The organism is Mesorhizobium sp. BR1-1-6 (assembly GCF_020165355.1).
Classification (GTDB): domain Bacteria; phylum Pseudomonadota; class Alphaproteobacteria; order Rhizobiales; family Rhizobiaceae; genus Mesorhizobium.
In genome coordinates this window covers 53,599-77,898 of sequence record NZ_JAIUHZ010000006.1, presented here as the reverse complement: position 1 = coordinate 77,898, position 24,300 = coordinate 53,599, and the positions used below count along the sequence as shown (strand labels likewise).

At 64.7% G+C, this 24,300-nt stretch carries 20 protein-coding genes; 10 read left to right on the top strand and 10 right to left on the bottom strand.

Annotation, left to right across the window (positions count from 1 at the left end):
* Window positions 1-29 precede the first annotated feature (29 nt).
* Complete coding sequence (locus LB545_RS14245) at window positions 30-1,094, top strand: ABC transporter ATP-binding protein (protein WP_140521427.1); 1,065 nt, start codon at window positions 30-32, stop codon at window positions 1,092-1,094.
* A gap of 64 nt (window positions 1,095-1,158) precedes the next feature.
* Here LB545_RS14245 and LB545_RS14240 read toward each other — a convergent pair whose 3' ends face one another.
* Window positions 1,159-1,464, bottom strand: coding sequence for a hypothetical protein (locus LB545_RS14240; RefSeq protein WP_140499097.1), 306 nt, complete (start codon window positions 1,462-1,464; stop codon window positions 1,159-1,161).
* 220 nt (window positions 1,465-1,684) lie between these two features.
* Window positions 1,685-2,254, bottom strand: coding sequence for a TetR/AcrR family transcriptional regulator (locus tag LB545_RS14235; protein ID WP_140559838.1), 570 nt, complete (start codon window positions 2,252-2,254; stop codon window positions 1,685-1,687).
* 104 nt (window positions 2,255-2,358) lie between these two features.
* Between LB545_RS14235 and LB545_RS14230 the strand changes: the two genes are divergently transcribed.
* Window positions 2,359-3,174: an oxidoreductase gene (locus LB545_RS14230; RefSeq protein WP_140516171.1), complete on the top strand. Its 816-nt coding sequence runs from the start codon at window positions 2,359-2,361 to the stop codon at window positions 3,172-3,174.
* A gap of 96 nt (window positions 3,175-3,270) precedes the next feature.
* Complete coding sequence (locus tag LB545_RS14225) at window positions 3,271-4,272, top strand: NADP-dependent oxidoreductase (protein ID WP_140671156.1); 1,002 nt, start codon at window positions 3,271-3,273, stop codon at window positions 4,270-4,272.
* A gap of 57 nt (window positions 4,273-4,329) precedes the next feature.
* On the opposite strand, the gene LB545_RS14220 is transcribed toward LB545_RS14225, so the two are convergent.
* The 3 genes from LB545_RS14220 to LB545_RS14210 form a co-directional block, all read right to left on the bottom strand.
* A complete protein-coding gene (locus LB545_RS14220; RefSeq protein ID WP_140499090.1) occupies window positions 4,330-4,986 on the bottom strand; it encodes a GntR family transcriptional regulator in 657 nt (218 codons plus the stop codon).
* Window positions 4,987-5,201: 215 nt separating this feature from the next.
* Window positions 5,202-6,233, bottom strand: a complete 1,032-nt coding sequence (locus LB545_RS14215) for a hydroxyacid dehydrogenase (protein ID WP_140499087.1) — start codon at window positions 6,231-6,233, stop codon at window positions 5,202-5,204.
* Window positions 6,234-6,553: 320 nt separating this feature from the next.
* On the bottom strand, window positions 6,554-8,059 hold the full coding sequence (locus LB545_RS14210; protein WP_140671045.1) for a formyl transferase: 1,506 nt from the start codon (window positions 8,057-8,059) through the stop codon (window positions 6,554-6,556).
* Window positions 8,060-8,318: 259 nt separating this feature from the next.
* Here LB545_RS14210 and LB545_RS14205 point away from each other — a divergent pair, with 259 nt between their 5' ends.
* Both LB545_RS14205 and LB545_RS14200 read left to right on the top strand, forming a co-directional pair.
* Window positions 8,319-10,451, top strand: coding sequence for a GumC family protein (locus LB545_RS14205; protein WP_140630562.1), 2,133 nt, complete (start codon window positions 8,319-8,321; stop codon window positions 10,449-10,451).
* 1 nt (window position 10,452) lies between these two features.
* Window positions 10,453-11,823: a VpsF family polysaccharide biosynthesis protein gene (locus LB545_RS14200; RefSeq protein WP_210239461.1), complete on the top strand. Its 1,371-nt coding sequence runs from the start codon at window positions 10,453-10,455 to the stop codon at window positions 11,821-11,823.
* A gap of 111 nt (window positions 11,824-11,934) precedes the next feature.
* Here the strand turns inward: LB545_RS14200 and LB545_RS14195 are convergent, their stop codons facing one another.
* Window positions 11,935-12,825 carry a LysR family transcriptional regulator gene (locus LB545_RS14195; protein ID WP_140630565.1) on the bottom strand — a complete coding sequence of 297 codons (891 nt, stop codon included), beginning with the start codon at window positions 12,823-12,825 and terminating at the stop codon, window positions 11,935-11,937.
* A gap of 103 nt (window positions 12,826-12,928) precedes the next feature.
* Here LB545_RS14195 and LB545_RS14190 point away from each other — a divergent pair, with 103 nt between their 5' ends.
* The gene (locus LB545_RS14190) at window positions 12,929-13,798 is read left to right on the top strand and encodes an NmrA/HSCARG family protein (RefSeq protein WP_140499077.1); all 870 of its coding nucleotides are present in this window, start codon (window positions 12,929-12,931) and stop codon (window positions 13,796-13,798) included.
* Window positions 13,799-13,831: 33 nt separating this feature from the next.
* Here LB545_RS14190 and LB545_RS14185 read toward each other — a convergent pair whose 3' ends face one another.
* Together LB545_RS14185 and LB545_RS14180 are read right to left on the bottom strand one after the other, a co-directional pair.
* Complete coding sequence (locus LB545_RS14185; protein WP_140516157.1) at window positions 13,832-15,091, bottom strand: glycoside hydrolase family 5 protein; 1,260 nt, start codon at window positions 15,089-15,091, stop codon at window positions 13,832-13,834.
* Complete coding sequence (locus LB545_RS14180; RefSeq protein ID WP_140516155.1) at window positions 15,088-16,248, bottom strand: DUF1972 domain-containing protein; 1,161 nt, start codon at window positions 16,246-16,248, stop codon at window positions 15,088-15,090. The genes LB545_RS14185 and LB545_RS14180 overlap by 4 nt, the downstream gene beginning before the upstream one ends.
* 293 nt (window positions 16,249-16,541) lie before the next feature.
* Here LB545_RS14180 and LB545_RS14175 point away from each other — a divergent pair, with 293 nt between their 5' ends.
* From LB545_RS14175 to LB545_RS14160, 4 genes are all read left to right on the top strand, one after another.
* Window positions 16,542-17,711 (top strand): glycosyltransferase, encoded by a 1,170-nt coding sequence (locus tag LB545_RS14175; RefSeq protein WP_140516153.1) that lies wholly within the window; start codon window positions 16,542-16,544, stop codon window positions 17,709-17,711.
* Window positions 17,708-19,009, top strand: a complete 1,302-nt coding sequence (locus LB545_RS14170; protein WP_181167668.1) for a hypothetical protein — start codon at window positions 17,708-17,710, stop codon at window positions 19,007-19,009. Before LB545_RS14175 ends, LB545_RS14170 begins: the two co-directional genes overlap by 4 nt.
* 480 nt (window positions 19,010-19,489) lie before the next feature.
* Window positions 19,490-20,701: a GNAT family N-acetyltransferase gene (locus LB545_RS14165; RefSeq protein WP_224705297.1), complete on the top strand. Its 1,212-nt coding sequence runs from the start codon at window positions 19,490-19,492 to the stop codon at window positions 20,699-20,701.
* Between the two features lie 22 nt (window positions 20,702-20,723).
* Window positions 20,724-21,542, top strand: coding sequence for a class I SAM-dependent methyltransferase (locus tag LB545_RS14160; protein WP_224705296.1), 819 nt, complete (start codon window positions 20,724-20,726; stop codon window positions 21,540-21,542).
* Window positions 21,543-21,554: 12 nt separating this feature from the next.
* Here the strand turns inward: LB545_RS14160 and LB545_RS14155 are convergent, their stop codons facing one another.
* Window positions 21,555-22,742, bottom strand: coding sequence for an ATP-grasp domain-containing protein (locus LB545_RS14155; RefSeq protein ID WP_140559830.1), 1,188 nt, complete (start codon window positions 22,740-22,742; stop codon window positions 21,555-21,557).
* 107 nt (window positions 22,743-22,849) lie between these two features.
* Entirely contained in the window at window positions 22,850-24,115 is a 1,266-nt protein-coding gene (locus LB545_RS14150) for an NAD(P)-binding domain-containing protein (RefSeq protein WP_140739603.1), read from the bottom strand.
* Window positions 24,116-24,300 lie beyond the last annotated feature (185 nt).

Sequence of the window (24,300 nt, the reverse complement as noted above, 5' to 3'; positions counted from 1 at the left end):
ACGACACTCTTTCCAGGTGAGGACATGAAATGGCAGCGGTGACCATCAACAATGTGCAGAAGGCATTCGGAGCGACCAGGATCATTCACGACGTCAGCGTCGACATCGCCGATGGCGAGTTCGTGATCCTGGTCGGACCTTCGGGCTGCGGAAAGTCGACGCTGCTGCGCATGATCGCGGGGCTGGAGACGATCTCGGCCGGCAGGATCGCCATCGGCGAGCGGGTCGTCAACGATCTCAGGGCGCGAGACCGCAACATCGCCATGGTGTTCCAGAACTACGCGCTCTACCCGCATATGACGGTGGCCGACAATATGGGTTTCGCGCTCAAGATCAAGAAAGCCGATCCGGCCGATACCGCCGGCCGCGTCAACAGGGCGGCGAGTATCCTCGGCCTGGAAAAGCTGCTCGACCGCTTCCCGCGCCAGCTTTCGGGCGGCCAGCGCCAGCGTGTCGCCATGGGGCGCGCCATCGTGCGCGACCCGCAAGTCTTCCTGTTCGACGAACCGCTCTCCAACTTGGACGCCAAGCTGCGCGTGCAGATGCGAGGCGAGATCAAGGCGCTGCACCAGCGGCTGGGCACCACCACCATCTATGTCACGCATGACCAGATCGAGGCCATGACCATGGCCGACAAGATCGTGGTGCTGCATGACGGCCTGGTCGAGCAGGTCGGCGCGCCGCTCGACCTCTACGACCAGCCGGCCAATCTCTTCGTCGCCGGCTTCATCGGTTCGCCCGCCATGAATTTCATTCGCGGCCGCATCGAGGAAGGCGTCTTCCGCAGCGCAGGCGGGCTGACCTTGCCGCTGCCGGCGCCGCTTCATCCGGCACAGGTCCCGGGCGGGGAGCTGGTCTACGGCATCCGCCCCGAACACATCCGCGCCGGCAGCCAAGGCATACCCGGCAGCGTCACGCTGCTGGAAGCCACCGGCTCGGAGATCTTCGCCAAGGTGGATTGCGGCGGCGAGGAGATAGACTGCCTTTTCCGCGAGCGGCTGGCGCTCAAGCAGGGCCAGCCGGTGCGCATCGAGGTCGACCGCGCCTGCGCGCATCTGTTCGACGCCGAAACCGGCCGGCGCGTCGGCGCATGACAACAGCCCCGCGGGACGGGGCTGTCTTCAGGGTGCGGGCTATAAAAGCCTGCTCTTTGCCGGTCTATTTGCTGCCACCATTCGCCTTGACGCTGCTGCAGAACTCCGGATGGCTGTTGGCGGCGTTGGCGTCCTTGGCCTCGTCGTCGCAGGCCGTCATCATCATCTTCTGGTCTTCCGGAGTGAGCGCTTTCCATGCCTTCGTGAACTCGTCGCTGCTGCGCATCTTCTTCATGCTGGAGTCGGTGTAGAAGGGCTGCATCTTGGCCGGGTCGTCGAGTGCCGACGTGCCCTTGTTAGCGGCGGCGAGGGCCGAGCCCGCGAGCATCGAAAGCGTCATCGCGCCGACGCAGATCATCTTGATGTTCATGATAGGATCCTTCCCTGTTGCTCTTCGACCGTCGAAGCAACGATCTTCAAAGAAACGGAAGGTTTGGAGGAAAGTTCCGGTTCGCCATGCCAGCTGAGGCCCGGTCTGAACAAATATATTGTTCAACGGCGGCGAAACTTTCCGCTTTTTTCTTCGTTTGGCTGCATCGTTAGATTTGCAGCGGGGGCACATCGCACGGGATAGCGCCTTCCTCTTCACCCTAGCGCGGCTGGACCAGAGTCCGCGCCGCCTCCGCTCCCGCCGTCAGCATGCGATCGGACAATTCGGTTCCCTCCACCGCGCGGGACAGTTGAAGGGCGCCGATGAGCGCCGCGAAAACGCCCAATGCAACGCCCTCCGGATCAGGGATTCCAGGCGGCAACTGCGCCGATAGCTGGCGCACCAGAGTCATTAATCGTTCGGTGTAGAGCGCGCGGGTCTCGGATGGCTGACGCGCGATTTCGGGCAACAGCGCCGCCGAAGCACAGCCGGTCTCCGGATGATCCCGGTGCTCGGGCGACAAATACATGGCGAGGGCCAGATCCAGCCCTCCCGAGGCCAACGCCTCCTGCAATTGCTGCGACTGAGCCTCCAGTGCCGCGACCATGCTCTCGCGGACGAGTTCGGCCTTGGATTGAAAGTGTGGATAGAAGGCGCCGTTCGTCATGCCGGCGTCGCTCATGATGCTTGCCAGTCCGGACGCGGCGATGCCGTCACCGCGAAACCGTTCGGCGGCGACCTCCATGATCCGGCTGCGTGATGCGTCCTTCCGGCCTTTTTCGTAGCGCATGGCGCTCCTTCCGCTTCCCTATTGCATTACACCCGTAATGTGATATTACGATCATAATTCAATCATCGCCGAGAGGCAAGACCTCTCGAGTTCGGAGTCACCAGATGAACCGGAATTCAGGAAAGACGGCGATCGTGACCGGCGCCTCCTCCGGCATCGGCCGCGCCAGCGCGGAGGCTTTGGCGCGGGCGGGTTTCACCGTCTTCGGCACCAGCCGCAAAATATCAGGCCAGGGCTCGGACGGGATATCGATGCTGGTTTGTGACGTGACCGATGACGCGTCGGTCGCAGCTCTGGTTTCAGATGTCCTCGCCAGGACCGGCCGGATAGACCTTCTGGTCAACAATGCCGGCGTCGGGCTGCTGGGAGGCGCGGAGGAATCCTCGGTTTCCCAGTCCAAGGCCCTGTTCGATGTCAATCTGTTCGGCGTCATGCGGATGATCAACGCGGTGCTGCCGTCGATGCGGCGGCGCGGCGAGGGGCGCATCGTCAATATCGGCTCGATCCTGGGATTGGTCCCCGCGCCGTACTCGGCCCACTATTCCGCCGTCAAGCACGCGCTCGAAGGCTATTCGGAATCGCTCGACCACGAGGTTCGCGCTTTCAACATCCGGGTTTCGGTCATCGAACCTGCCTTCGTGCGCACCGTGTTCGACCAGAACGGGCTCGAGCCCGATTCCGTCATGAAGGAATACGATCAGGCCCGCGCCGGTATCGACGCATTGCTTCGCGACGTGATGCCGAAAGCAGACCCTCCGGAAGCGGTGGCGAATGTGGTACTCAGGGCCGCCACCGAGAAGCGTCAGCGCCGACGCTACACCGCCGGCAAGACAGCCCGGCTGGTCAGCACGCTGCGGCGGTTCGCGCCCGCCGCGACGTTCGACAAGACCTTGCGCAAGCAGTTCCGCCTGCCTGCCTGAACGGAGCGTGCCAAGTCGGTGCCCGCACAAGCAGTTTCGCTGCCCCGAAAGCCCAGCCTGTCCGATATCGGGATTCATTTCAAGAAAGCGAATATGATGAAAGCCTTTGTCGTCGACAAATATCAGAAGAAGGGCGCCCTGCGGCTTGCAGAGATGCCTGAGCCGGAACCGCGCGACAACGATGTCCTGATCGAGGTCCACGCCGCTGGCGTAAACCTTCTCGATTCCAAACTCCGGGACGGGGAGTTCAAACTCATATTGCCTTACCGCCCGCCATTCATCCTTGGCCATGACGTGGCTGGCATCGTCATTCGCGTCGGGTCGAAAGTACGCAAATTCAAGACCGGCGACGAAGTCTATGCGCGGGCGCGCGACGGACGGATCGGGACATTCGCCGAATTCATCGCCGTCGAAGAAGCCGACGTGGCCTTGAAGCCCGACAGTCTCAGCATGGAGGAGGCGGCCTCCATTCCGCTGGTCGGCCTGACCGCCTGGCAGGTGCTCGTCGACAGGGCAGGGCTGAAGAAAGGGCAGAAGGTGTTCATCCAGGCCGGCTCCGGCGGTGTGGGGACATTCGCCATCCAACTGGCAAAACATCTCGGCGCCACGGTTGCGACGACGGCCAGCGTCGCGAGCGCCGATCTGGTGAGACGTCTCGGAGCCGATGTCGTCATCGACTACAAGAAGGAGGACTTCGAGAAGGTCCTGCATGGCTACGACGTCGTCCTGAACAGCCAGGACGCCAAGACGCTCGAGAAATCCCTGCATGTGCTGAAGCCGGGCGGAAAGCTCATCTCCATCTCCGGTCCACCGGATCCCGAATTTGCCAGGGCCAAAGGCCTCAACATTGTCCTGAAACTGGTCCTGCGCCTGCTGAGCCGCGGCATACGCGGCAGGGCCAGACGCGCCGGGGTCGGATATTCGTTCCTGTTCATGTGGGCGCAGGGCGATCAGCTGAACAGGATCACGTCACTTATCCGATCCGGCGTCATACACCCTGTCATGGATCAGGTATTCCCATTCGAAAAGACCAACGAGGCGCTGGCCTATGTCGAGACGGGGCGCGCCAAGGGCAAGGTGGTCGTGAAGGTGAGATAGAAGGCGCCGGCGCCGCTCGGCCTGTTATCAGTCTTGCGCCTTTTAGCCAGGGCGGTCTCAGCCGCTCTCGATCTCCTGGAGATAGAACGCCTTGCTGGGCTGCAAATGGTCGACGCAGAGCTGCGCCAGCACCCAATTGTCCCGGCGCTTCAGCGCCTCGATCATCATCGCGTGGTGCTGGCGCGAGATGTCGAGCTTTTCCCTGTCGGCCAGCGAGTTAGCCCGCACCGGCAGGCTGAGGCGCATGTAATGCTCGATCGAGGCCACCAGATAGGCATTGCCGCAGGCCGAGAACATGGTGAGATGGAAACGATCATTGGCCTCGTGGATGCCGCGCAGGTAGCCGCTCTCGACATGGTCGTTATAGATGCGGAGGATCTGCGTCAGCTCTTCGATCAGCGCATCGCTCGCCGGCAGGCGGATCATCAGCGCCGCCTGGCGCTGCAGCATCTCGCGCACCTCGTAGATCTGCCGTACCTCGTCGGGCGACAGCCGCCGCACCATGGCGCCCTTGTTGCGCTCGCGCGTGACGACGCCTAGCCTTTCGAGCTGATAGAGCGCCTGTCGAATGGTATGGCGCGACACCGGGAAGCGGGCGAGCAGCACGTCCTCGACTAGGCGCGCGCCGGGCGCCAGCCTGCCGAAGATGATGTCTTCCTCCAGCGCGTGGACGATATCGGCTTCCTTGCCGCCATAATCGATCGTGTTGAGCATCGCGCTCCGTCGCGTTTTCGACAGCCTCATGGCGAGGGCCGCTCTTGCCGCCTTGCCATGGCGAAAAAAGAGAACCGGACCGATTGGCCTTGAGCCCGCCAGCTGCGCCATTACCGCCGACGGTCCCTGCCGCTTGCCGAGCCCCCAGATGGGCCGGGCGAGGGTCGTCGCTGGCCATGCTTTTGTCAAGCGACGCGAGGGACGTCGCCGCCCTGTCAGTTCCTGTCCACCGGCTTTGAGCGCATGCGCGAGACCGTTTCGCGCTCGGCGCGCTTGGAGCGCAGCGGCGGCAGGCCGCGGTCGATCAGGTCCATGTCCTCCAGCACCATGTCGCCCATGCGCTTGAAGGCGATGTCGAGCGCCCCGGCGCGGTGGGCCGAGCGCAGGAAGCCGGGCAAGGCGCGCACCGGGTGGTCCCGCGCCAGCGGCTCCTCGGGGAAGACGTCGCTGGCGGCGAGGATGTGGCCGCCCTTCACCGCCGCCATCAAAGCGGGGAAGTCGACCACGCCGGCGCGGCTGAGCAGGATGAAGGCCGCGCCTTTGCGCATCCTGGCGAAGGCGTCGGCGCCGAGGAAGCCCTGGTTCTCGCTGGTCACCGAGGCGACGACGAAGACGAAGTCGCTGGCGGACAGCACCTCGTCCATCGCGGCCGGCTCGACGCCATTGTCGATCAGGATCGACGGCGGCAGCCAGGGATCGAAGACTTTTGTCCTGGTGCGGAAACCCGACAGCAGCCGGTTCAGCGCGCGGCCGAGATCGCCGAAGCCGATGATGCCGACATCGGCGCCTGACAACAGCCGCGCCGTCCGGTTGCCGTCGCCGCCCCACAATTCCTCGCCCTTGCGGAAGGCAAGGTCGGCATCGACGATGCCGCGGGCGAGGTTGAGCGCCATGGCAAGGCCGAGCTCGGCCACCGGCTCGGCGAAGACCAGGCCCGTTGTGACGACATGGATGCCGCGCGCGAACAGCGTTTCATAGGGCATGTTGTCGATGAGGTTGCTCTCGACATTGAAGACGCAGCGCAGCGCCTTCATCTTCTCCAGCGTCTCGGCCGCGATCGGCGGCTGGCCGACGATGTAGCGGGCCTCGGCTAGCACATCGGCCGGCAGTTTCGCCACGCCGTCCGGCGTCGTCTCGACGATGCGATATTTCGCCTTGAAGCGCGCCAGCTGCGGCGGCGTGAAGATGAGGTCGAGCGTGCGCGGTTCGGGCGCGCTGATGACCAGCGGCAGGGCGCTGTCGGACATGGCGAATTCCTCCCGGCGCGATCGTTTTGGCGCCCTTCTGGATGCAATCTATCCCGGATTAAACGACTTACAACATGCATACGGAGGAGGAAAATTTCGCGACAAGAAAGGCGGGATTGCGGCTGGGGCGAGGGGCCGTTCTTGTACAAGGGCCCAAAAAAGGGAAAGGGAATGCGCTTCTGGCGCCGCAACCAACCACCGCTCCATACGTTGATCCATGCCGGACCGATTCCGGCTTACTCCAGAGCCTCACCCCGCCGGCCATGACTGGCGGGGGCTTTTTGCCAGAGGGCCGTATCGACCTTATGCGCAGGCCGTCGTCAGCGCCCGCCGCTCGTTTGCTTCCAGCGCGGCGCGATCGCGGAACCGTCGATGAATTCAAGGCCGCCCGCCTCGTTGAGCGTGTGCAGCTTGCGCCCGCTCCATAACGCGCCAGGCGTCAAGATGGTCTCGACAACCTGGCTCATGCCGTCCAAATCGAGGTGAACAATGCGTGCGATGCCGAGCGCCGCGCCATAGCTCCTGCGGCAGTCCTGCACGGGGCGCAGCAATTGGCCCTCCCGTTCTACCATGCGGCCCGCCGGTCGCGCCGAGGCGATGTCGATCAGGACGGGGTTTTTGGGGTGCGGCGTCCACGGTCCGCGAAAGTCCGGCGCCGACCACAGATGCAGCGCGTCGGAAAAGGCGCCGCCGCCGTCCCTGACGGTGGCGAACAGCCACCATCGTCCGCCATGCTCGACCAGGGTGGCGTCGCTGGCGACGATGTCTGACAGCAGCGTCGCTTCCTTGACCCAGCCGCCAGGGAAGGCGGTGGCGCGGTAGAGGTCGACCGTGCGGTTGGCGCAGCTCTCCGGCACCATCCAGACTTCGCCGTCGCGCTCGAAGACGAACGGATAGGACAGGTGATAGGGCAGGTCGAGCACCGGTTCCGGGCGGCCGATCGGCCCCGACGGGCCGAACGGCACGGCGGAGATGATGGCCCGGCCCAGACGGTGGATATAGTCCTCGACGAACAGGGTCACCTTGCCCTGATACAGGATCGGGAATGGGTCGGCGTAGAAGCGGCTGCCGTCGTCGGGAAGCACCTGCCAGCCCGTTGCCGGATGCGCCCGCAGGTCGAGCAGGTCCTGCCCCTGCGTTTGCCGCCAGCCGACCTTCCAGTGCGGGGCGTTGTAGCAGAGATGGTAGATCTTCTGGACGACGCGCCGCGCCAGCGCCTTGCCGGCCCTGACGCCAAGCTTGGCGGCGGACGGCATGGCGGGCGCGGCATTGCCGTGCGCCGGCTCCGGCAGGACGGGGAGAGCGTGCCGCGCGGCGCCGGTCATCGCCGCCAGGATCAGGCTCGCGGTGCGCGCCAGCATATCCTGGAACGAGGCAAGCGCGATGCCGCCATATTCGGTGCCCAAGCGGCCTTCGGCGAGGTACGTACCGTTTTCCTCTATACGGCCAATCGGCGTTCGCCCATCGAGGATCAGCGCCAGCAGGGCTGCTTCGCCCGCGGCGCCATCATAGGTCACGCGCCAGACGCGGGTTCCTTCGCGCTGCACGTCGCCGCAGAGGTCGATCACCAGATCGGGCGCTGCCGGCGGCCGCGCTTGATAGGGCGCCAGCGCCGAAAGCGGCAGGCGTTTCGCCAGTCCGTTCGCGGACAGGCCATGGATGGCCGTTTCCAGCTGAAACAGCGCCGCGGCGCTGGGTGGTATGCCGCCCTCGGCCGGCCTGAGATCGACGGAGACCTCGACATGCGCCAGCGCCGCCAGGCGCTCCAGTAGCGTCAGGTGAAAGGCACGCGGGCATTCGCTGTCCAGGCGCAGGCTCACCTGCATGTCGCATCCTCGTTGTGTTCGATATTGGGCCAGTGTTTGGACGCGGGAAACGGCCGGACGGATGAAGCGTTGCCCCATTCCATGTCGTCTCCCCGTTGCCCGCGCCGTTCCAACACTCGTGCCTCTTCTAGGCAAACTCCGTGCCAGAAATCACAAGAGCTCTCAATATAATTAACAGTGTTTTAACAGTTGGAAGCATAGCTAAGACAAAGCCGCAATCTTATCTTTGCAGGCGCATGGAGTGTTGTCGGAGCGACCCTTGCAATCATCCCTGCTCTCGTTGCCGCAACAATACGCTCCGGAGGCGATGCAATACGCGCCCGAAGCGGTGCCGTCGGCGCCGTCCTACCCGGCCTCGACCGTCGAGCTGGGCGACGTGAAGCGCATACTGGTGCGCCGCCGTTTCCTCATCTTTGCCATCACCGCGCTGCTGACCCTCGGCGCCCTGCTCTATGGGCTTTTGACGCCGGCGCTCTACAGCTCGGCGGCGGAAATCATCATCGATCCGCAGGACCTGCAGGTGGTCAGCAACGACGTCAATCCGAGCCAGGTGCCGCCCGACGGCGGCATAACCCGTGTGGAAAGCCAGGTCAGCGTCGTCCAATCGACGGGAGTGCTGCTCAGGGCCATCAAGGCGACCAACCTGACCGAGGATCCTGAATTCAACGGGCAGGGCATGCTGGGACGTTTACTCGGCGGATTGCTGGGTTCGGGATCGGGCGAAGCCGACAAAACGGCCAAGACGCTCGATGCGTTGCGCGCACGCCTGGCGGTGCGGCGAGCGGACAAGGTGCTGGTCATCGAGGTGATCATCACCACGAAGAATGCCGAGAAGTCGGCGATGCTGGCCAATGCGATCGCGCAGGCCTATCTGGCAGATCAGGCGAGCTCACGCGCACGGATGGCCAAGGACGCTTCGGACGCCATCGCGGCGCGGCTGGATGAGCAACGCAAGCGCGTCCAGCAGGCCGAGAATGCCGTCGAGGCCTACAGGTCCGCCAACAACATGGTGATGGCGGCGGGCAATCTGGTCAGCGACCAGGAACTGACCGAGCTGAATACGCAGCTTTCGGCGGCGCAAAGCCGCACCGCGGCGCTGAAGGCGCAGGTCGACCAGTTGCGCAGGTCGGGCGGGGCGCCGGACGCGACCTCGGAAGCGATGCGCTCCTCGGTGATTTCGAGCCTCAGGGCGCAGGAGGCGACGCTTGTCGACAAGGTATCGCAGTTCGGCACGGAACTTGGGCCACGCCATCCCTCGATGATCGCGGCGCAGCAGCAGCTGCGCGACACGCGTGCGCTGATCGGGCGAGAGCTCGGCCGCATCGGAGCGGCTGCCGAGACCGACTACGAGCGAGCGCTGGCCAACCAGCAGGCGCTGGAGGCCAAGGTCGCCGGCATGAAAACCAAGTCGCTCGATACGGACCAGGCTTCGGTCAAGCTGCGCGAGTTGCAGCGCGATCTCGAGGCCGTTCGCTCCGTCTATGCCAACTATCTGCAGCGTGTGCAGGAGACGCGCGAGCAGATCAACGTCGACAGCACCAATGCGCGGATCATCTCCAGTGCCATGCCGGCCCTGAAGAAGAGCTGGCCGCCGCTGTCGCTGCTTGTCCTGGGCGCGCTCTTCGGCGGCCTGGGGCTCGGCACCGGCCTGGCGCTGATCGCGGAATATTCCTCGCCGACAGTGCTTTCCAGCGCGCAGATGCAATCGGCCATCGACGCGCCGGTGCTTGGCGTGGTGCCGGCAAAATCGGGCAACACCCGCCGCTGGTGGCCTTTTGGCGGCGCGGCCGCCGCGGCCAGCCAGAAGACGGACGCGGTCGTCGGGCTGGCGCTGAGGCGCATGTTCTCGTCGGGCCGGCGTCCGCCGGACTGGCCGCTGGTGCCGTCCATACTGGTGACGTCGCCGCCCGAGGACGCCGCGCATCGCGGCAGGGTGGCGCGCTTGCTGGCCAATGCCGCGGCCGCCCGAGGCGGCCGTATCCTGTTCATCGATACCAATGCCGGCGGCGGCCAGAAAGATCAGCAGCCGGGCGTGCTCGACGTGCTTCGCGGTGAGTACGGTATCGAGGCGTTGAGCCAGTATACGCCCGGCAGCAATGTCGCGCTTTTGGGGAGGGGCCGGTCAAAGGCCGTCTTCCAGGAGGCGCAGGGCGTCTATTTTGCCCAGCAGATGTTGGTCCAGGCGGGCCGCCACTTCGAACTCGTCGTCATCGATGGCGGTGCGCTGGCCGACAATCTCAATGCCTCGCCGCTGGTAGCGATGGCCGACGAAATCCTGCTCGTCGCCACGCTGAACTCGACGCCGATGCGCGATGTCGCGGCGGCCTCGCAGGCCATTTCCGTCATGGGGCGGTTGCCGACCGGCGCCTTGCTGGTCGACGAGGCGGCCTGACATGGCCGCCGTCCGGCCCGCCAGCCCGGCAGCCGGCTGGGCCGCGCCGGGTCAAGCCGCCGCCGCATCCCGCGCCGGCAGTTCCGTCGACTGGGTGACCCGCTTCGGCCTGGTCGTCACGGTGGCGGTGCTGTTCGCCGTTTCCGGCGGCATGCTATGGCTGGTGGGCTACAATTACGACGGCCTGCTCGGCAGTCCGGCCACCAAGATCCATCCGTCGACCTATCTCCTGGTGCTGGTGTTTGCCTGGCGTTCATGCACGTTCGGCAATCCGGTCGGCTATATGGCTGCCGTTGCCGACCGGCGGCCGGCCAGCGCGCTGATGGCGGTCATCTCGGTCGTGCTCCTGGTGGTGGTCGTCGTCAGGCATCGCCCGGGCATGGCGGGCATGGTCGATACGTTCGTGACGGCGGCGCTGCTGGTGCTGATGCTGGCCGAGGACGACGACCGGACCTTCGCGCGGCTGCAGACGGTCGTTCACGCGGTGATGTCGGCGAATGCGGTGCTGGCGCTGTTCGAGTTCGCGACCAAGACGCTGGTGTTTCCCTACCGGCTCGACGGCGAGGTGTTCACGGACCTGCGCTCGACCGCGCTTCAGGGCCATCCGCTGGCCAATGCCACGATCACCGCGGTCTATGTGCTGGCGCTGCTCTCCGGCTCACGGTCGCTGTCGATGCCGCTGCGGCTTTCGCTGATCGGCCTGCAAACCGCGGCGCTGGTCGCCTTCGGCGGACGTTCGGCGATGGTGATCACGCTCGCGCTCGGCGGCATCTATCTGCTTTTCAGGGGCGTGGCCTATCTGCGGCATGGACGCGTCAGCCTGCTGGGCGCGGCCCTTGCGGTCCTGCTCGCCACGCTGCTGCCGGTGGCGGTCGCCCTTCTCTTTTCCTACGGCTTCTTCGACGCGCTGCTGGAGCGCTTCGTTTCCGACAGCGGCAGCGCCAATGCCCGCGTCGAAATGTTCGACCTCTTCAAGAATCTGGGGCTGGGCGACCTGATCGTGGGGCCTGATATCGATCTGATCGAAAGCATGCGCCGCATCAACGGCCTGGAACAAGGCATCGAGAACCCGATCATACGCATGGTGCTCTATCAGGGCGCCTTCTTTACCCTGCTGATGCTGTTCGGCTTCGTGCTGTTCATGCACGAGGTGGCACGCCGCTGCCATCCCGGCATCTGGCTGCCCATGCTGGGCTGGCTGATCCTGCTCAACACCTCCGAGACCCTCGCCTCCAAGACGACGCTGTTGACCAAATTCGTGGTGCTGGCGCTGGTGCTGTACCGGCCGGCGCGGGCCGTGGCGCGGCAAGAGGCGCAAGCAGTGCGCGCAATTGGAGACGACCGGCGAAGAGCGCAGCCTCTCCGCCGTTAGCGGCTGATCCCCTGTGTTTCGCAAAGACGGATCGCATGTGACATGGGGCTCAGCCATGACGCCGGGAAAGCGCTTCTTAGGACTTTCCACGCCCGAAAGCGGGCACGGTCGTCACCTGCCAATATAGGCAGCCAGTTCGTCGGGCGTCCCGTTTGGGAAGGCCTGTTTTAGAAAGTCCATGAACGCCGACACTCGCGCGCTGAGCAGCCGTCGAGAGGGGTAGAGCGTCCATAGAGCGATCTCGGGGCCGTCGATCTCCCCCCAACTTACCAGTGTGCCGTCAGCCAGGTCGTGGCTCACCAACGAAATGGGAAGACGTGCCGCACCGACGCCGGCCCGCACCGCGTCCCGGACCATGATGAGCGTCGACAAGGCGACGACCGGCTCGATCGTGATCGTTGACCGGCCGCCTTGTGTCTTCACGTGCAATGTCTGCAGATCGCCTGCCCCGCGCGCAACGCCAGGAGCGGCGAGTCCACCGGTCGGGCGAGGAAGGTCGGGGCGAGCCACCAGGACCAGGCGATCGCGCAGAAACGCCCGTCCGACCAGGCTTTCGTCGGGATCCGGATTGACCCGGATCACCAGGTCGTAGCCTTCCTCGATCATGTCCACGGCCCGGTCCTCGGTCGTGACCTCCAGCCTCACCTCCGGATATTTGAGGGCAAACCCCGCAGCGATCCTTCCCATTGCGGTCTGAGAAAAATGCAAAGGCGCGCTGATCCGTAGCTTCCCCTTCGGTCTCTGACCGCCCGAGGCAATTGCCGAAGCGGTCTCGTCGAGTTCGGCGAGCAACGCTCCCGTCCGCTCGAAGAGCGCCCGTCCTTCTTCGGTGAGCTTGAGGTTACGCGCACCCCGTTCAAACAGGCGCAGATCAAGACTGCTTTCCAGTTCGCCAACGCGCCGGGACAGGGTTGCCTTGGGCCGGCCGGTCGCCCTTGCCGCTTTGCCGAAGCCGCCATGACGGGCAACGAGATTGAAATCGGCGAGGGCAAGGAGGTCCATGTGTGTTCCACCAGTGAGACGACGTGTCTAAAATTTCCGCCTGTTGGGCTGTTAGTGAGACACACATATTGGAGCTGTCAAGCAATCCAACAGGAGAAATTTCATGACCATTCTCGTTACCGGCGCCACGGGCAACATTGGCCGCCAAGTCGTCGAACATCTCGTCAAGCGCGACGCAGATGTGCGTGCTCTCGTCCGCGATCCGTCGAAAGCCAACTTCCCGGCAGGCGTCTCCGTCGTGCAAGGCGACTTTCTCGATGTCGATTCGCTGCGGAAAGCCATGTCCGGAGTCTCTACTCTGTTCCTCTTGAACGCCGTGGTACCGGACGAATTCACCCAAGCTTTGGTCGCGCTCAACGTCGCCCGATCTGCCGGCATCGAGCGGATCGTCTATCTGTCGGTGGTCCACGCTGACGTCTATGTGAACGTACCCCATTTCGCGGGCAAGTTCGGCGTCGAGCGCATGATCGAGGAGATGGACTTCAAGGCTACGATCTTGCGCCCGGCCTACTTCATCCAGAACGATCTGATGATCGAAGACGTCATCACCGGCTACGGCACCTACCCAATGCCGATCGGCGCCAAAGGGCTCGCCATGATCGACGTGCGTGATATCGCCGAGATCGCCGCCCTCGAGCTGCTGCGCCGCGAACAGTCTGCGGAGCCGCTTGTGCTCGACCGGATCAACCTCGTCGGCCCGGAGACACTGACCGGGACGGATATCGCCGCAATCTGGTCAGAGGTGCTTGGCCGCCCGATCAACTACGGCGGCGACAATACCGAAGGCTTCGAGCAAAATCTCAAGCAACTCTTGCCCGCCTGGATGGCCTACGACATGCGCCTGATGGGCGAGCGGTTCTTGACCAACGGGATGCTGCCTGAGGCCGGCGACGTCGAGCGCCTGACCGCCTTGCTCGGACGCCCACTGCGCCCATATCGCGACTTCGCCTCGGCGATCGCTGCCTCCGCTTGACGGAAGCAAGGACAAGCAACGGGGATAGGCCGTCTAGCCCGGCATCTCCAGCCCAAGCGCCTCGATCATCGCCGGGTCCAGGGCGCGCGTGGTGTCGTCCATCATGCCCATGCCGTCGAAGAGGGCCCAGAAGGCCCAGGCAAAGCCGAACGACTCTGCGCTTTGCCTGACGTCGGCGATGTAGCGGGCGCGGTCGGGATCGGGCGCGGCGACGTAGCGGGCGTCGGTGCGCAGCGCGCCGAACTCGCCCATGATGATGCGTTCGGGCGCGATGTCATGGCTATCCGCCCAATCGCGCGCCTGGCTAAGGTATCTGTCGATGAACCAGCGGCCGGGCTGGGCGTCAAAATAGACCTTCAGCACGCGCTCGGTTTCCGCGTAGGCGGCTTTCTTGTCCGCTTCGGAGGTTTCGGCGTCCTCGGCCATGCGCGCCCGCACCGAAGCTAGCGTCGCCTCGAGCGAACCGGCCGAGGCGGGCCACGGCACGTTGTTGAGCGAACGGTAGACGGGTTCGCTCATCCACGGCGCGCCCTGGTGGCTGAACAGGTAGGGCTCATAGAAGTGGAAGGTGAACAGGATCGGTTCGAAGCGCGAGAGCGGCGCCGGATCGAGCGCGGTCAGCCCGCTCACCATGGAGCCGCAGCCACCGGTCACGACCAGCGGCAGGGTAACGGACGATGCCCTGGCTTCGGTCAGGAGCGCGAACTGGACCTGCGACCAGACGTTGGACTCGCAGGATTGCTGCGGCTCGTTGACCGGCTCCAGCGCGACCTTGCCCGATGGAAACCGCGCCAGCCGGCCGGCAAGCTCGCCGATCAGCGTCCGATAGAGATCGAAGGCGGGCGCGGCAGTGCTGGAGACCATGCGGTCCGGATTCCAATAGTGGGTCGCGCTATTGGCCTGCACGTTGACGATGATGCCGAGGTCGGCGTCGAGAGCGGCGGTGACCGCCCGATCGAGCATCGCCAGCAAACGGCCGCGCGTGCCGGCATCGCCGGCCAGGAACGGGCCAGGATCGACCGGCAGGCGGATGAAATCGAGACCCGTCGCGCGCAGCCTGCGCAGATCGGCCGCCGTCGGGACCGGCCGCTGCTGGAATGGAGGCCAGTCGTAGTCGGTACGGGGTGCGGGGAATTCGCGCGTCAGCGAAAACCAGGGGAAGGCGTTGACGCCGCGCCGGAAGCGCCATTCGCCGGTGGCGGCCAGGCTGGACGACACGGGAGAAAGCGGCGCGAACAACGCCGCCGTGGACAGCGCCGCTCCGAGAACCCGCCGGCGCGACCACGTCGTCATGCGTGCGAGGGATGGTCGACCGGGATGGCCTCGCCGGCGACGACGCCGAGCAGCCGGAAGGCTTCATTCTCGTAGGCCAGCAGCACGTCTTCCCAGCGGAAGGCTTCGCGGGCGCGCGCCCTGGCGGCCTCACCGCAACTCTCGACCAGGGCGTCGTCTTCGATGGCCCGATCGATCCGGCCGGCGCAAGTGCCGGTATCGGTGAAATAGAGGGCGGCGGCGCCCGCGGTCCACCTGTTGTAGGGATTGTCGTGGGCGATCACCATGTTGCCGGCCGCCAGCGCCTCGACCAATGACGGGTTGGTGCCGCCGACCGTGTGGCCATGCATATAGGCGCGCGCGTGGTACCGCAGCGCCTTCACGGTCGCCTGGTCATAGATGGCCCCGGGCAGAACCACCGAGCCGTTCGCGGCCTTGCGGATGGCGGCGTGATAGGGGATTTCATCTGAGAGCGTTCCAAGCACCACCAGCTTCATGTCGCGCTTTTTGCTGCAAAAGGCTTCGACGATCGGCAGGATGTTGTTGTCGGGCTCGATGCGCGCGATCGAGATCAGGTACTTTCCAGGTTCGAGCCCGAGCGCCCTGACCGGTGCCTCCGGCGCCGTCGTCACCGGATCGCCGCCATAGGGGATGGTGACGATCGCGCTGCGCGGCCGGCGTGTCGCCAGATGATCGGCGATGACAGGATGATCGGCGACGAGGCGATGCGAGGTCCAGGCGCCGATCCATTCGTTGAGCCAGAACCAGCTTCGCGCCGACAGGCCCCATTTGGGGCGGCGCCATTCGATGCCGTCCATGTTGGTCATGATCTTGCGCCGCATCAGCCTGAGCCAGGTCAGGAAAAGCGCGCCATTGTAACCCAGCACGAGGCACACGCCGGGCCGCCGCACGGCATCGCGCACGCATTGCCAGTCGAATTCCAGCGTCGCGCGCGGACCTTTCGAGGCGACCTGGATGTGGATGAGTTCGATGCCGCGCCAGGTTTCGCTGCGCACCCTGTGCTCGACTTGATCGACCTCGTCCTGGCAGTAAACGCCGACCTTCCAGCCGCGTCCGGCGAGGAAAAGCGCCAGCTTCTCGGCGAAGGTTTCAAAACCGCCGTGGGCCGCGGGTATGCCGCGCGTTCCCAGGATCAGGATGGAAGGCTTTGATGTCATGGCCGACGGGACTTTCCGGAATGTTCATTGCACCAGAACCCACCCTGCGACTTCCAGCCGGGCAAGAGTGGGAGCAACTGTCGCAGAACGTCGTAAAAAATTCTTACCAAACGCCGGAGTTGTTTCATTATCGGTCAACTTTCCGGGCGTATCTGTATCGAAACGAGGCGTTGCCGGGGTTCCTCGGCCTAACCGCCTGGGAAGCGGACCGGGCATGATCCTTGCTCCTGGACTTCGGCAGCCATCCGCCTCGCGCGATGCTGGATGGGGTATGAACCTGGCGGGATATTAAGATGCGGATTGCCTGCGTTCATCAGGGCTACGAACTCTATGGCTCCGACCGAAGCTTCGCGGAAAGCGTCGCAGCCCTGCGCGCCGCGTTTCCGTCCGCCGACATCGAAGTCGTGCTGCCGCGCAGCGGGCCGATCGTGCAGATCCTCGAACCGCATGCCAGCCGGATCGTCTTCGAGCCGCTCTGGGTGTTGCGGCGCCAAGCCATCCTGCGCCTCGCGACCGTCGAGATGGCGCGCCTGCCGCTGGCCTTATGGCGGGCATGGCGACGTTTGAGGCAATGCGATCTGGTCTATGTCAACACCTCGATCGTGGCCGACTATGCGCTGGCCGCCCGCCTGCTGCCTCACAAGGCTGTCCTGCATATCCACGAGATCCCCGAAGGTTTCATGCGCACGATCCTGGTCGCCTTGATGCGCTGGAGCCATGCCGACCTGATCTTCAATTCACGCGCCACGCGCGCCGCTTTCGGCATTGCCGGACGTTCACGCACGCATGTGGTCTATAATGGCGTTGCCGGCCCGCCTGCGGTCGAGCCGATGCACTATGACGGCAGCCGGCCGTTGCGGGTGCTGCTGCTCGGCCGCATCAACAGGATCAAGGGCCAGGAGGTGCTGCTCGAGGCGGTCGCCTCGATGCCGCCGGAATTGCGCTCGCGCATAGAAGTGCGGCTGGTGGGCGGCGCTTTCGAAAGCACCGAGCGCGAACTGGCCTTGGCCGAGCTGGTGAACACCATGGGATTGGCCGATCGCGTCAGCGTGCTGCCGTTCATATCGGACCCCTCGCAACACTACCGCTGGGCCGACATCGTCACCGTTCCGTCGCGGCGCCCGGAATCGCTGGGCCGCGTCGCCATCGAGGCGATGGCCTATGGTCGGCCGCCACTGGTATCGGCGATCGGCGGGCTGGTCGAGGTGGTCAGCGACGGGGAGACCGGCTGGCATGTTCCGCCGAACAACGCCGCCGCCCTTGCCGCGAAATTGCAGGCGATCATCCTGCGGCCCGAGGCCTGGCGCGGTTTTATTGCCGCCGGCCGTGCGCGCTACGAGACAGTCTTCAGCGAACCGGTCGCAGCGGCCGCGATCGCGGCGATCGCCGCCGACAAGCTGAAAGTGACGATGGCGAGGCCGGGCAGGCCGGCAACCGCCCGCCAGGCGGAGACCCGGCCGTGAAATTCCCGGTCCATCTGCTGCGACGCCTCGTGCTGATGGTCGGCGGCGAGGCGATGCAGAGCGGCTTTCACTTTGCCCTCAACATCGCGCTGCTGCACATACTGTCGGCGCAAGGTTACGGTCTCTTCGCCATCGGCATGGTGATGGGCGGCGTCGGCCTGTCGTACATCCGCTCGCTCACTGCCGTCCCCGCCTCGATATGGATGGGCAAGAGCACCAACAGTGCCGGCGTCGATGCCCATGACGTGGCCTTCGGAACAGCGGCTTTGGTAGTGTCGCTGCTGATGGCGGTCGGCACGGCGATCCTGATGCATCTGCTGGGCGATCCGAGCGGCATCGCCGCGGGCTGCTTCGTCGGCGCATGGTCGCTGCGCAGCCACATGCGCACGGCATTGTTCGCTCGGCGCCAGCAGGTGATCGTCTCCATCAGCGACGCCGCTTTCACGATCACCGGCATCATCCTGACCGGACTGACCATGTGGTTGGCGAAGGACGCGCTGCAAACCGTGTTCTATGCGCTTGCGGCCGCAAATCTACTCGGTATCGTCGTCCTGGTTCGGCTGGCGCGCCGCACACCTCGCATCAGCTTCCGCATGCCGACGCGCCGCCGCTATACAAGGCTCTGGCCGCAGCTGCGCTGGTCGGCGTTCAGCGCGACCACCACGAACATCCAGGGTCAATGCCTGGCCCTGCTGGTCGCGGGCATTGCCGGACCCGCCGCTTACGCGCCGCTGGCGGCGGTCCTCGTGCTGTTTGCCCCACTGCGCATCATCAGCCTTGCTCTCTTCAACATGACGCAGCCGGAGCTGGCGAAGCTGATGCGCAATAACGAAACAAGCCGTGTCTGGGCGCAAGCGAAGATCTGGTCGCTGGTCATGGGGATCGGTGGCCTCGTCTATGGATGTGCCATCCTATTCGTCCTGCCGATGATAAAATCCCAGGCCCTCCAGGATGCCTCGGTCGGATTCATCGGACTTTTCGTGATCGCGAATTTCATCCCGGTCATGCTTTATGTCATGCCTCGCATCATCCTTGAGATCCTCGGCGATTTCCGGACCGTCGCCTTCATCACGACCGGTGGCGCAGTCGTCGGGCTGGCGCTGATCGCAATCCTGCTGGCAATCGCGCCTCCGCCGTGGTCGCTGTTGGGTTCCGCGGTCTCCGAAATCTTCGTCCTTGCGGCATCATGGTATTTCGCGCGTCACCGCATATGGAACATCGAGCACCCGGACCAACAGCGCGACAGATGGTTGGGCGGGTGGCGGCGGTCGGTCCCGTTCGCCCCGGTAAAACGGTAGCAGAGACCGGTGGCAGGCGAGGCAGTGAGGATGTAACGGACGCACGGCGGGAAGGCCCCTGTTTGTCGTCGGCGTGGTCTCACGAATGGCCCCGACGTGGCACGACCGATCGGTGCAATTTCTGAGTGTCCATCAACGCACCGTTCATGCTTTGATGCTAGCGATCGACCTGAGCGCAAGTGCCCAACGTCTCACCGGGCCTCATGGCAGGTCGACGAGCTGGGCACGCGGGCAAAGGTTCGACTAGTTCGGCCATCGGCCGGTAGGCGAAAGCAACGAACATAATGGGCGCCAAAGGTCTGGTCCTGACCGAACTTTGCCGTGGTTTACGATGCGGGGGTATCGCAAGCGCTGCCATTGGTCCGCAACCATGGCTTTCGTGCGCTCCAACACACGGCTGCCCGAGGCGGTCCTGAGTTGGCGGGATTTACACTGCTTGCGTGGACGATGTTTATGGCCGGCCGGGAGGACAGGAGAAGCATGTGGCAAGCCACGGGAACGGCTCCCAACACGGATCTATCCGACGGGCTATTGTCCCCGACTGCCGCCAGCGCCGGTACAGCCGCGCGCTTCAAAGCCCGGCTGCACACCAGCCTCGACACTGTAAAGCCGCTCTGGCTGCGATTTCAGGCCGATGGCGTGTGCACCGCGCATCAGCATTATGCGTGGGTCGAGGGGATCGCCAAACGGCTGATGCCCAAAGGCGCGGAACTGCTTGTCGTCGAGGTCAACGACGCCGCCACGGGCGCGCCGGTCATGCTTTTGCCGCTGATGCGGCGCCGGGCGCTGGGCCACTCCGTGATCGAATGGCTGAGCTGCGGCGTCTGCGATTATTCGGCACCGCTGCTGGCGGATGACAGGGCATGGACCAGGCAAGGCGCCGACGCCGCATGGGCGGCAGTCCGCGCCGTGCTGCCACCGGCGGATCGCATCCATATCTTGGGAATCCCGCAACAGATCCAACGAGTCGCCAATCCTCTGGCGCTGCTTTCGGCGGCGCACGATTCCCTCCAGATCACCTCCGGCCTTGTCCTGCACGGCGAACCGGAAACGCTTATCAAGCGCATCTGCAGGCCCTCCTTCGCCAAGAGCTTTCACAAGCATTGCCGCCGCCTCGAAAAGCTCGGCGGCCTGAGCCTGGTCGAGGCCGACACGCCGGCGCTTACGGAAACGCTCTTTGACACGCTCCTTGAACTGCGACTGAAGCGGTTTCGCGAGCTCGGCCGTTTCGACCTTTTGACGCAGGAACCCGTCGTCGACTTCTACCGAGATGCCGCGCTGCATGGCCTGGCCGACGGCTCGGTGCGCATCTTCGGACTACGCGGAGGGGAAGCCTGGCTCGCCGTCATCTATGTACTGGTCAGGAAAGGCACGCTCCATACCCTGTTGCTCGGGATCGACCAGAATGCCGTCGCCCCGCCGGGACTGACGATGTTCGGCAAGCTGATGATGTGGGGGCGCGGGCACGGGTTCGACTATTTCGACCTTTCGGTTGGCAGCCAGGGCTATAAGGAGCACATCGGCGCCACCAGTTCGGTCCTGGCCGAACTGTGCCAGTCGATGACGCTGCGGGGATGGGGCGCCACCGCCTATATTTCGCTGCGCTGCCGGATCGAGCTTTTCATTCGCTCCAAACCGCGGCTGCTCAAGGCGGGCCAAGGCCTGGTGCGCGGCCTGCGCCGCTTGCGCTGACAGGCAACCGAGCCGATCCGCAATGAACCGTAAAACGTACAGCATCGATTTGCAGGACCGGTCGAGAGGACGCATTGCAAGGGCGCTGCGGTTCGTCCGGCAGCAAGGAATCCTCGAACCGTTCCGGCTCGTGCGGCGGCATGGCCTCGGTGACAGCGGCCGCTTCGTCGCACGCAACATCCGCCATCTCGTTGCCGACCGGCTGGCGCGCCGGTGGGATCGCGACAATGGCGTCGATACGGCGGGTTCGATCCGGCTCGACGCGCTCGATGTCGTCGGACCGCACCGGGACCAGGGCAATGAATGCGTCTGCACGTCGCCTAGATCCTTCGCCTTCATCATGGACAGGCTGACGGACGATCTCGCAGACTACACCTTCATCGACATCGGTTCGGGCAAGTCGCGCACGCTCCTGCTGGCCTCGCACTATCCATTCGCCGCGATTGTCGGTGTGGAGTTCGCGCGGGAGCTCGTCGCAATCGCCCGGCGCAACATCGAGCGATATAAGAGCCCGGCCCAGAAATGCCGCCAGATTGCGGTCATCGAAGCGGATGCCGCGACGTATGAGTTCCCGCCGACGCCGCTGCTGGTCTATTTCTACAATCCCTTTTCCAGGGACGTGTTCGAAATCGTGCTGGGCAATCTCATGTCGTCGCTGGAACGGCACCCGCGGCCCTGCCTCGTCGTTTACGGCAGTTCGAGCCACAGGGCCATCGAATGGGCGAAGCCCGCCATCCACGATGCTGGGTCTTTCCAGCAACGCGTGACGCCGCCCATGCCGCGTTTCCTCGACGCGGTGCGGACCATCGATTACGCGATCTTCGACTACCGGCCGTCATAAAGAGCGATTTTGTCAGCGCCGGCGGCCGGCCGGGTTCAGCAGCCGTCTCGTCAGCACCCGCCATGCCGTCAGCGGCAGCTCGATCAGCCCCGGCAGCAGATCGTTTGAGGCGAACGCCGCCCAGGATCGAACCGTCGCGAAGGAGTTGACATAGGCCGCGATGCCAAGCCTGCCGCCCAGCATCAGCGTCACGGATGAAACAGCGTCGCGGGCCAGATACATCCATGCCGTTCCCGGGCGAGCGGTAGCGGCTGCGGTGGCCCGGCCGTTCACTGTCTCCCACAGCATCGCCCCCAGGTCGACGCCGGCAGGCGCGCAAAGTCCGAACCACGACCAGGGGCGCGGATTGACGTCGAGAAGCCTGAGCGTGCCGTCGCGACAATCGTGCTTGAATTCGACCTCGACCAGGCCGCTATGGCCGATCGACGACAGCAATGTGCGCGCGGCAGCGACGGCGCGGGGCTCGTCGACGATCTCGACGAAGGTGCTGGTATAGCCGAAGTCGACCGGATACTGCCGCGAGCGGCGCGCGGTGAACTCCGCGATCGGCTTGCCCTCGTTCCAGAGCGCGGCGTAAGAGAATTGGCTTTCTCCCCCGCCCGGCACGCGCTCCTGCACGACGACGTTTTGGCCGCCGATCTGTTCGGCCGCGTCGCGATAGGCGGCAAGAAATGAGGCCCTGTCGTCGGCCTGGACGACCTTGGCCCTGGCGATGCGGGTGTTGCCGCCGCCCATGTGAGGCTTGAGAACGACCGGAAAAACCATGTCCAGGGATGAGGCCTGCGCCATGGACGCGATGTCATAGGTCCTTGGAATGGACAGCCGCAACTCGGTTGCCCGCCTGTAGAGGAACGGCTTGTCGCAGACCCACTGCAACGCATCCCAGGAAGGCAGCAAGATCTTATAGATCGCCGACAGGGCGGCGAGGTTTTCCGAGACCAGGCGAACCTCTGGATCGGCGGCCGGGATCAGGAGGCATCCCTCCAGCCGGTGTTTACGCGCCGCTTCCAGCAGAAACGGCAGCGCCCGCTCATCGTTTGGGCCGGGCCAGCGGATGGTGGCTCCGACAAATCGCGACCAGCCCGGCAGCGGCGAATCATTGGTGATGTAGGTGAGGGGCACTTTTTGCGCGCCGAGGCTGCGCGCCAGGGCAAGCGTGCCGTGCGCGCCCCCAAGAAACACTGCGCCTGACGTCGCCAAGCCTACATCCTCACATGCTGTCCGGCACGGCCGGTTGCCCAGCTCTTCCGCTTTGACAGGCGAGAGCCCCGCCTGATCGCGCTGATACATGGCGGGGCCCGCGATGCTCAACGCGGCTTCGGGCCGGCGGGAACCGAGGCTTCGCCCAGTCTCACGGTGGAGCGCCGTGCGTTCTGCCCCTTGCTTCTGGCAGTGCGTATGAAACGGGTGACGGCCTGCGCCGCATACGGGGTGGCGGCGGTGAAACGCATTAACGGGCCAAAACTCGCGACCGCGCTGGCGCCGACAAAATGCAGGCCGGGAATGTTCGATTCCAGTCCCGTGGAAAGGACAGGCGATCCGTCACGGCAGGCTATCGCATCGAGGAAATCGGGGGCGAAGAGCCCGAGCTTGCCGATGTCTATGCGATAGCCGGTCGCGAGAAGGACGTGATCGTAAGCGGTCGAGCCGTTCTCGAACCGCAAGTCTATTCCGGAGTTGCTGGCGGAGGCGCCGACGATCACGCGGCCGGCCTTGACCTCGATGCCGCCGAAGTCCGGCAGCAGCCAGCCCGACGCGCCGGCCCTGAGGCCACGCGCATTGACCCAGCGTCGTGCCGCCGCCGGCAAACCATGCACGAGACCCGGCGCCTCGATCAGCCAGGACAACGGGAAGGGGCCGACGCGCGAGGGCGACGCCAGGAGTTCCTCGGCGGCGCCTAGCACATTGCGGCCCCGGCTGCTGGACGGCGCGCCCAGCCAATGGATGTCGCCTCGGCAGACGAGTTCGACATCGGCTCCCGCCTTTCTCAGCAGGACGGCGGATTCGCAGGCGCTTTGTCCGCGCCCGACGACGGCGACATGCTTGCCGGCAAAGGCTTCGAATCCGGTGTGCGCGCTGGTATGGCTGACCAATTCGGAGGGCAGGCCGGTGAAGGCGGCGGGCACCAGTTCCTGGTTCTTCAGGCCCATGGCGACGATGACGCGGCCGGCGCGCACCACATCGCCGTCGGCAAGGATCAGCCGGAATCCCGCATTGGTCCGTTCGACACGGCTCACCATGCGCGTGTCGAGATCCGGAACCGCCTGAGCCTGAACCCACATTCCATAGTCGACGAAATCTTGCCGCAGCAATGGCTCGCGCAATTGGACGCGCTGGCCGCTGGCGTAGGAATCGAGGGAGAGCGGGCCGTTCGGGTTGCCGATAAAGGTTGCGCGCCAGGGCGAGCGAAGCCGCATGCCCCGAGGCATGTTCTCGCGCCAAAAGCCCATCGGGCTGCCAAAGGCAAGCACGTCTACATCAGCTGCCCTGAGCGCCGTGGCGACGCCAAGTCCGAAAGGTCCGGCGCCGACAACAGCCACTTCACAGTCATTGCTTCGCACGGAAGCGGTCATGAGCCTTGTTCTCCTGGATGGCCGCGCCATCCCCGCGCCGCTCTGACGCATTGGCGCCGCGGCCGGAGCCCGCCTATTCCTAGGCGCGCCGAGGTTAACAATGCGGAAAGCAGAAGCGCCGAGCCGCCTCGGCGCATATGCCAAACAAGATGTCATACTGTTCCAGCCCACAGGTTCGCGGACAT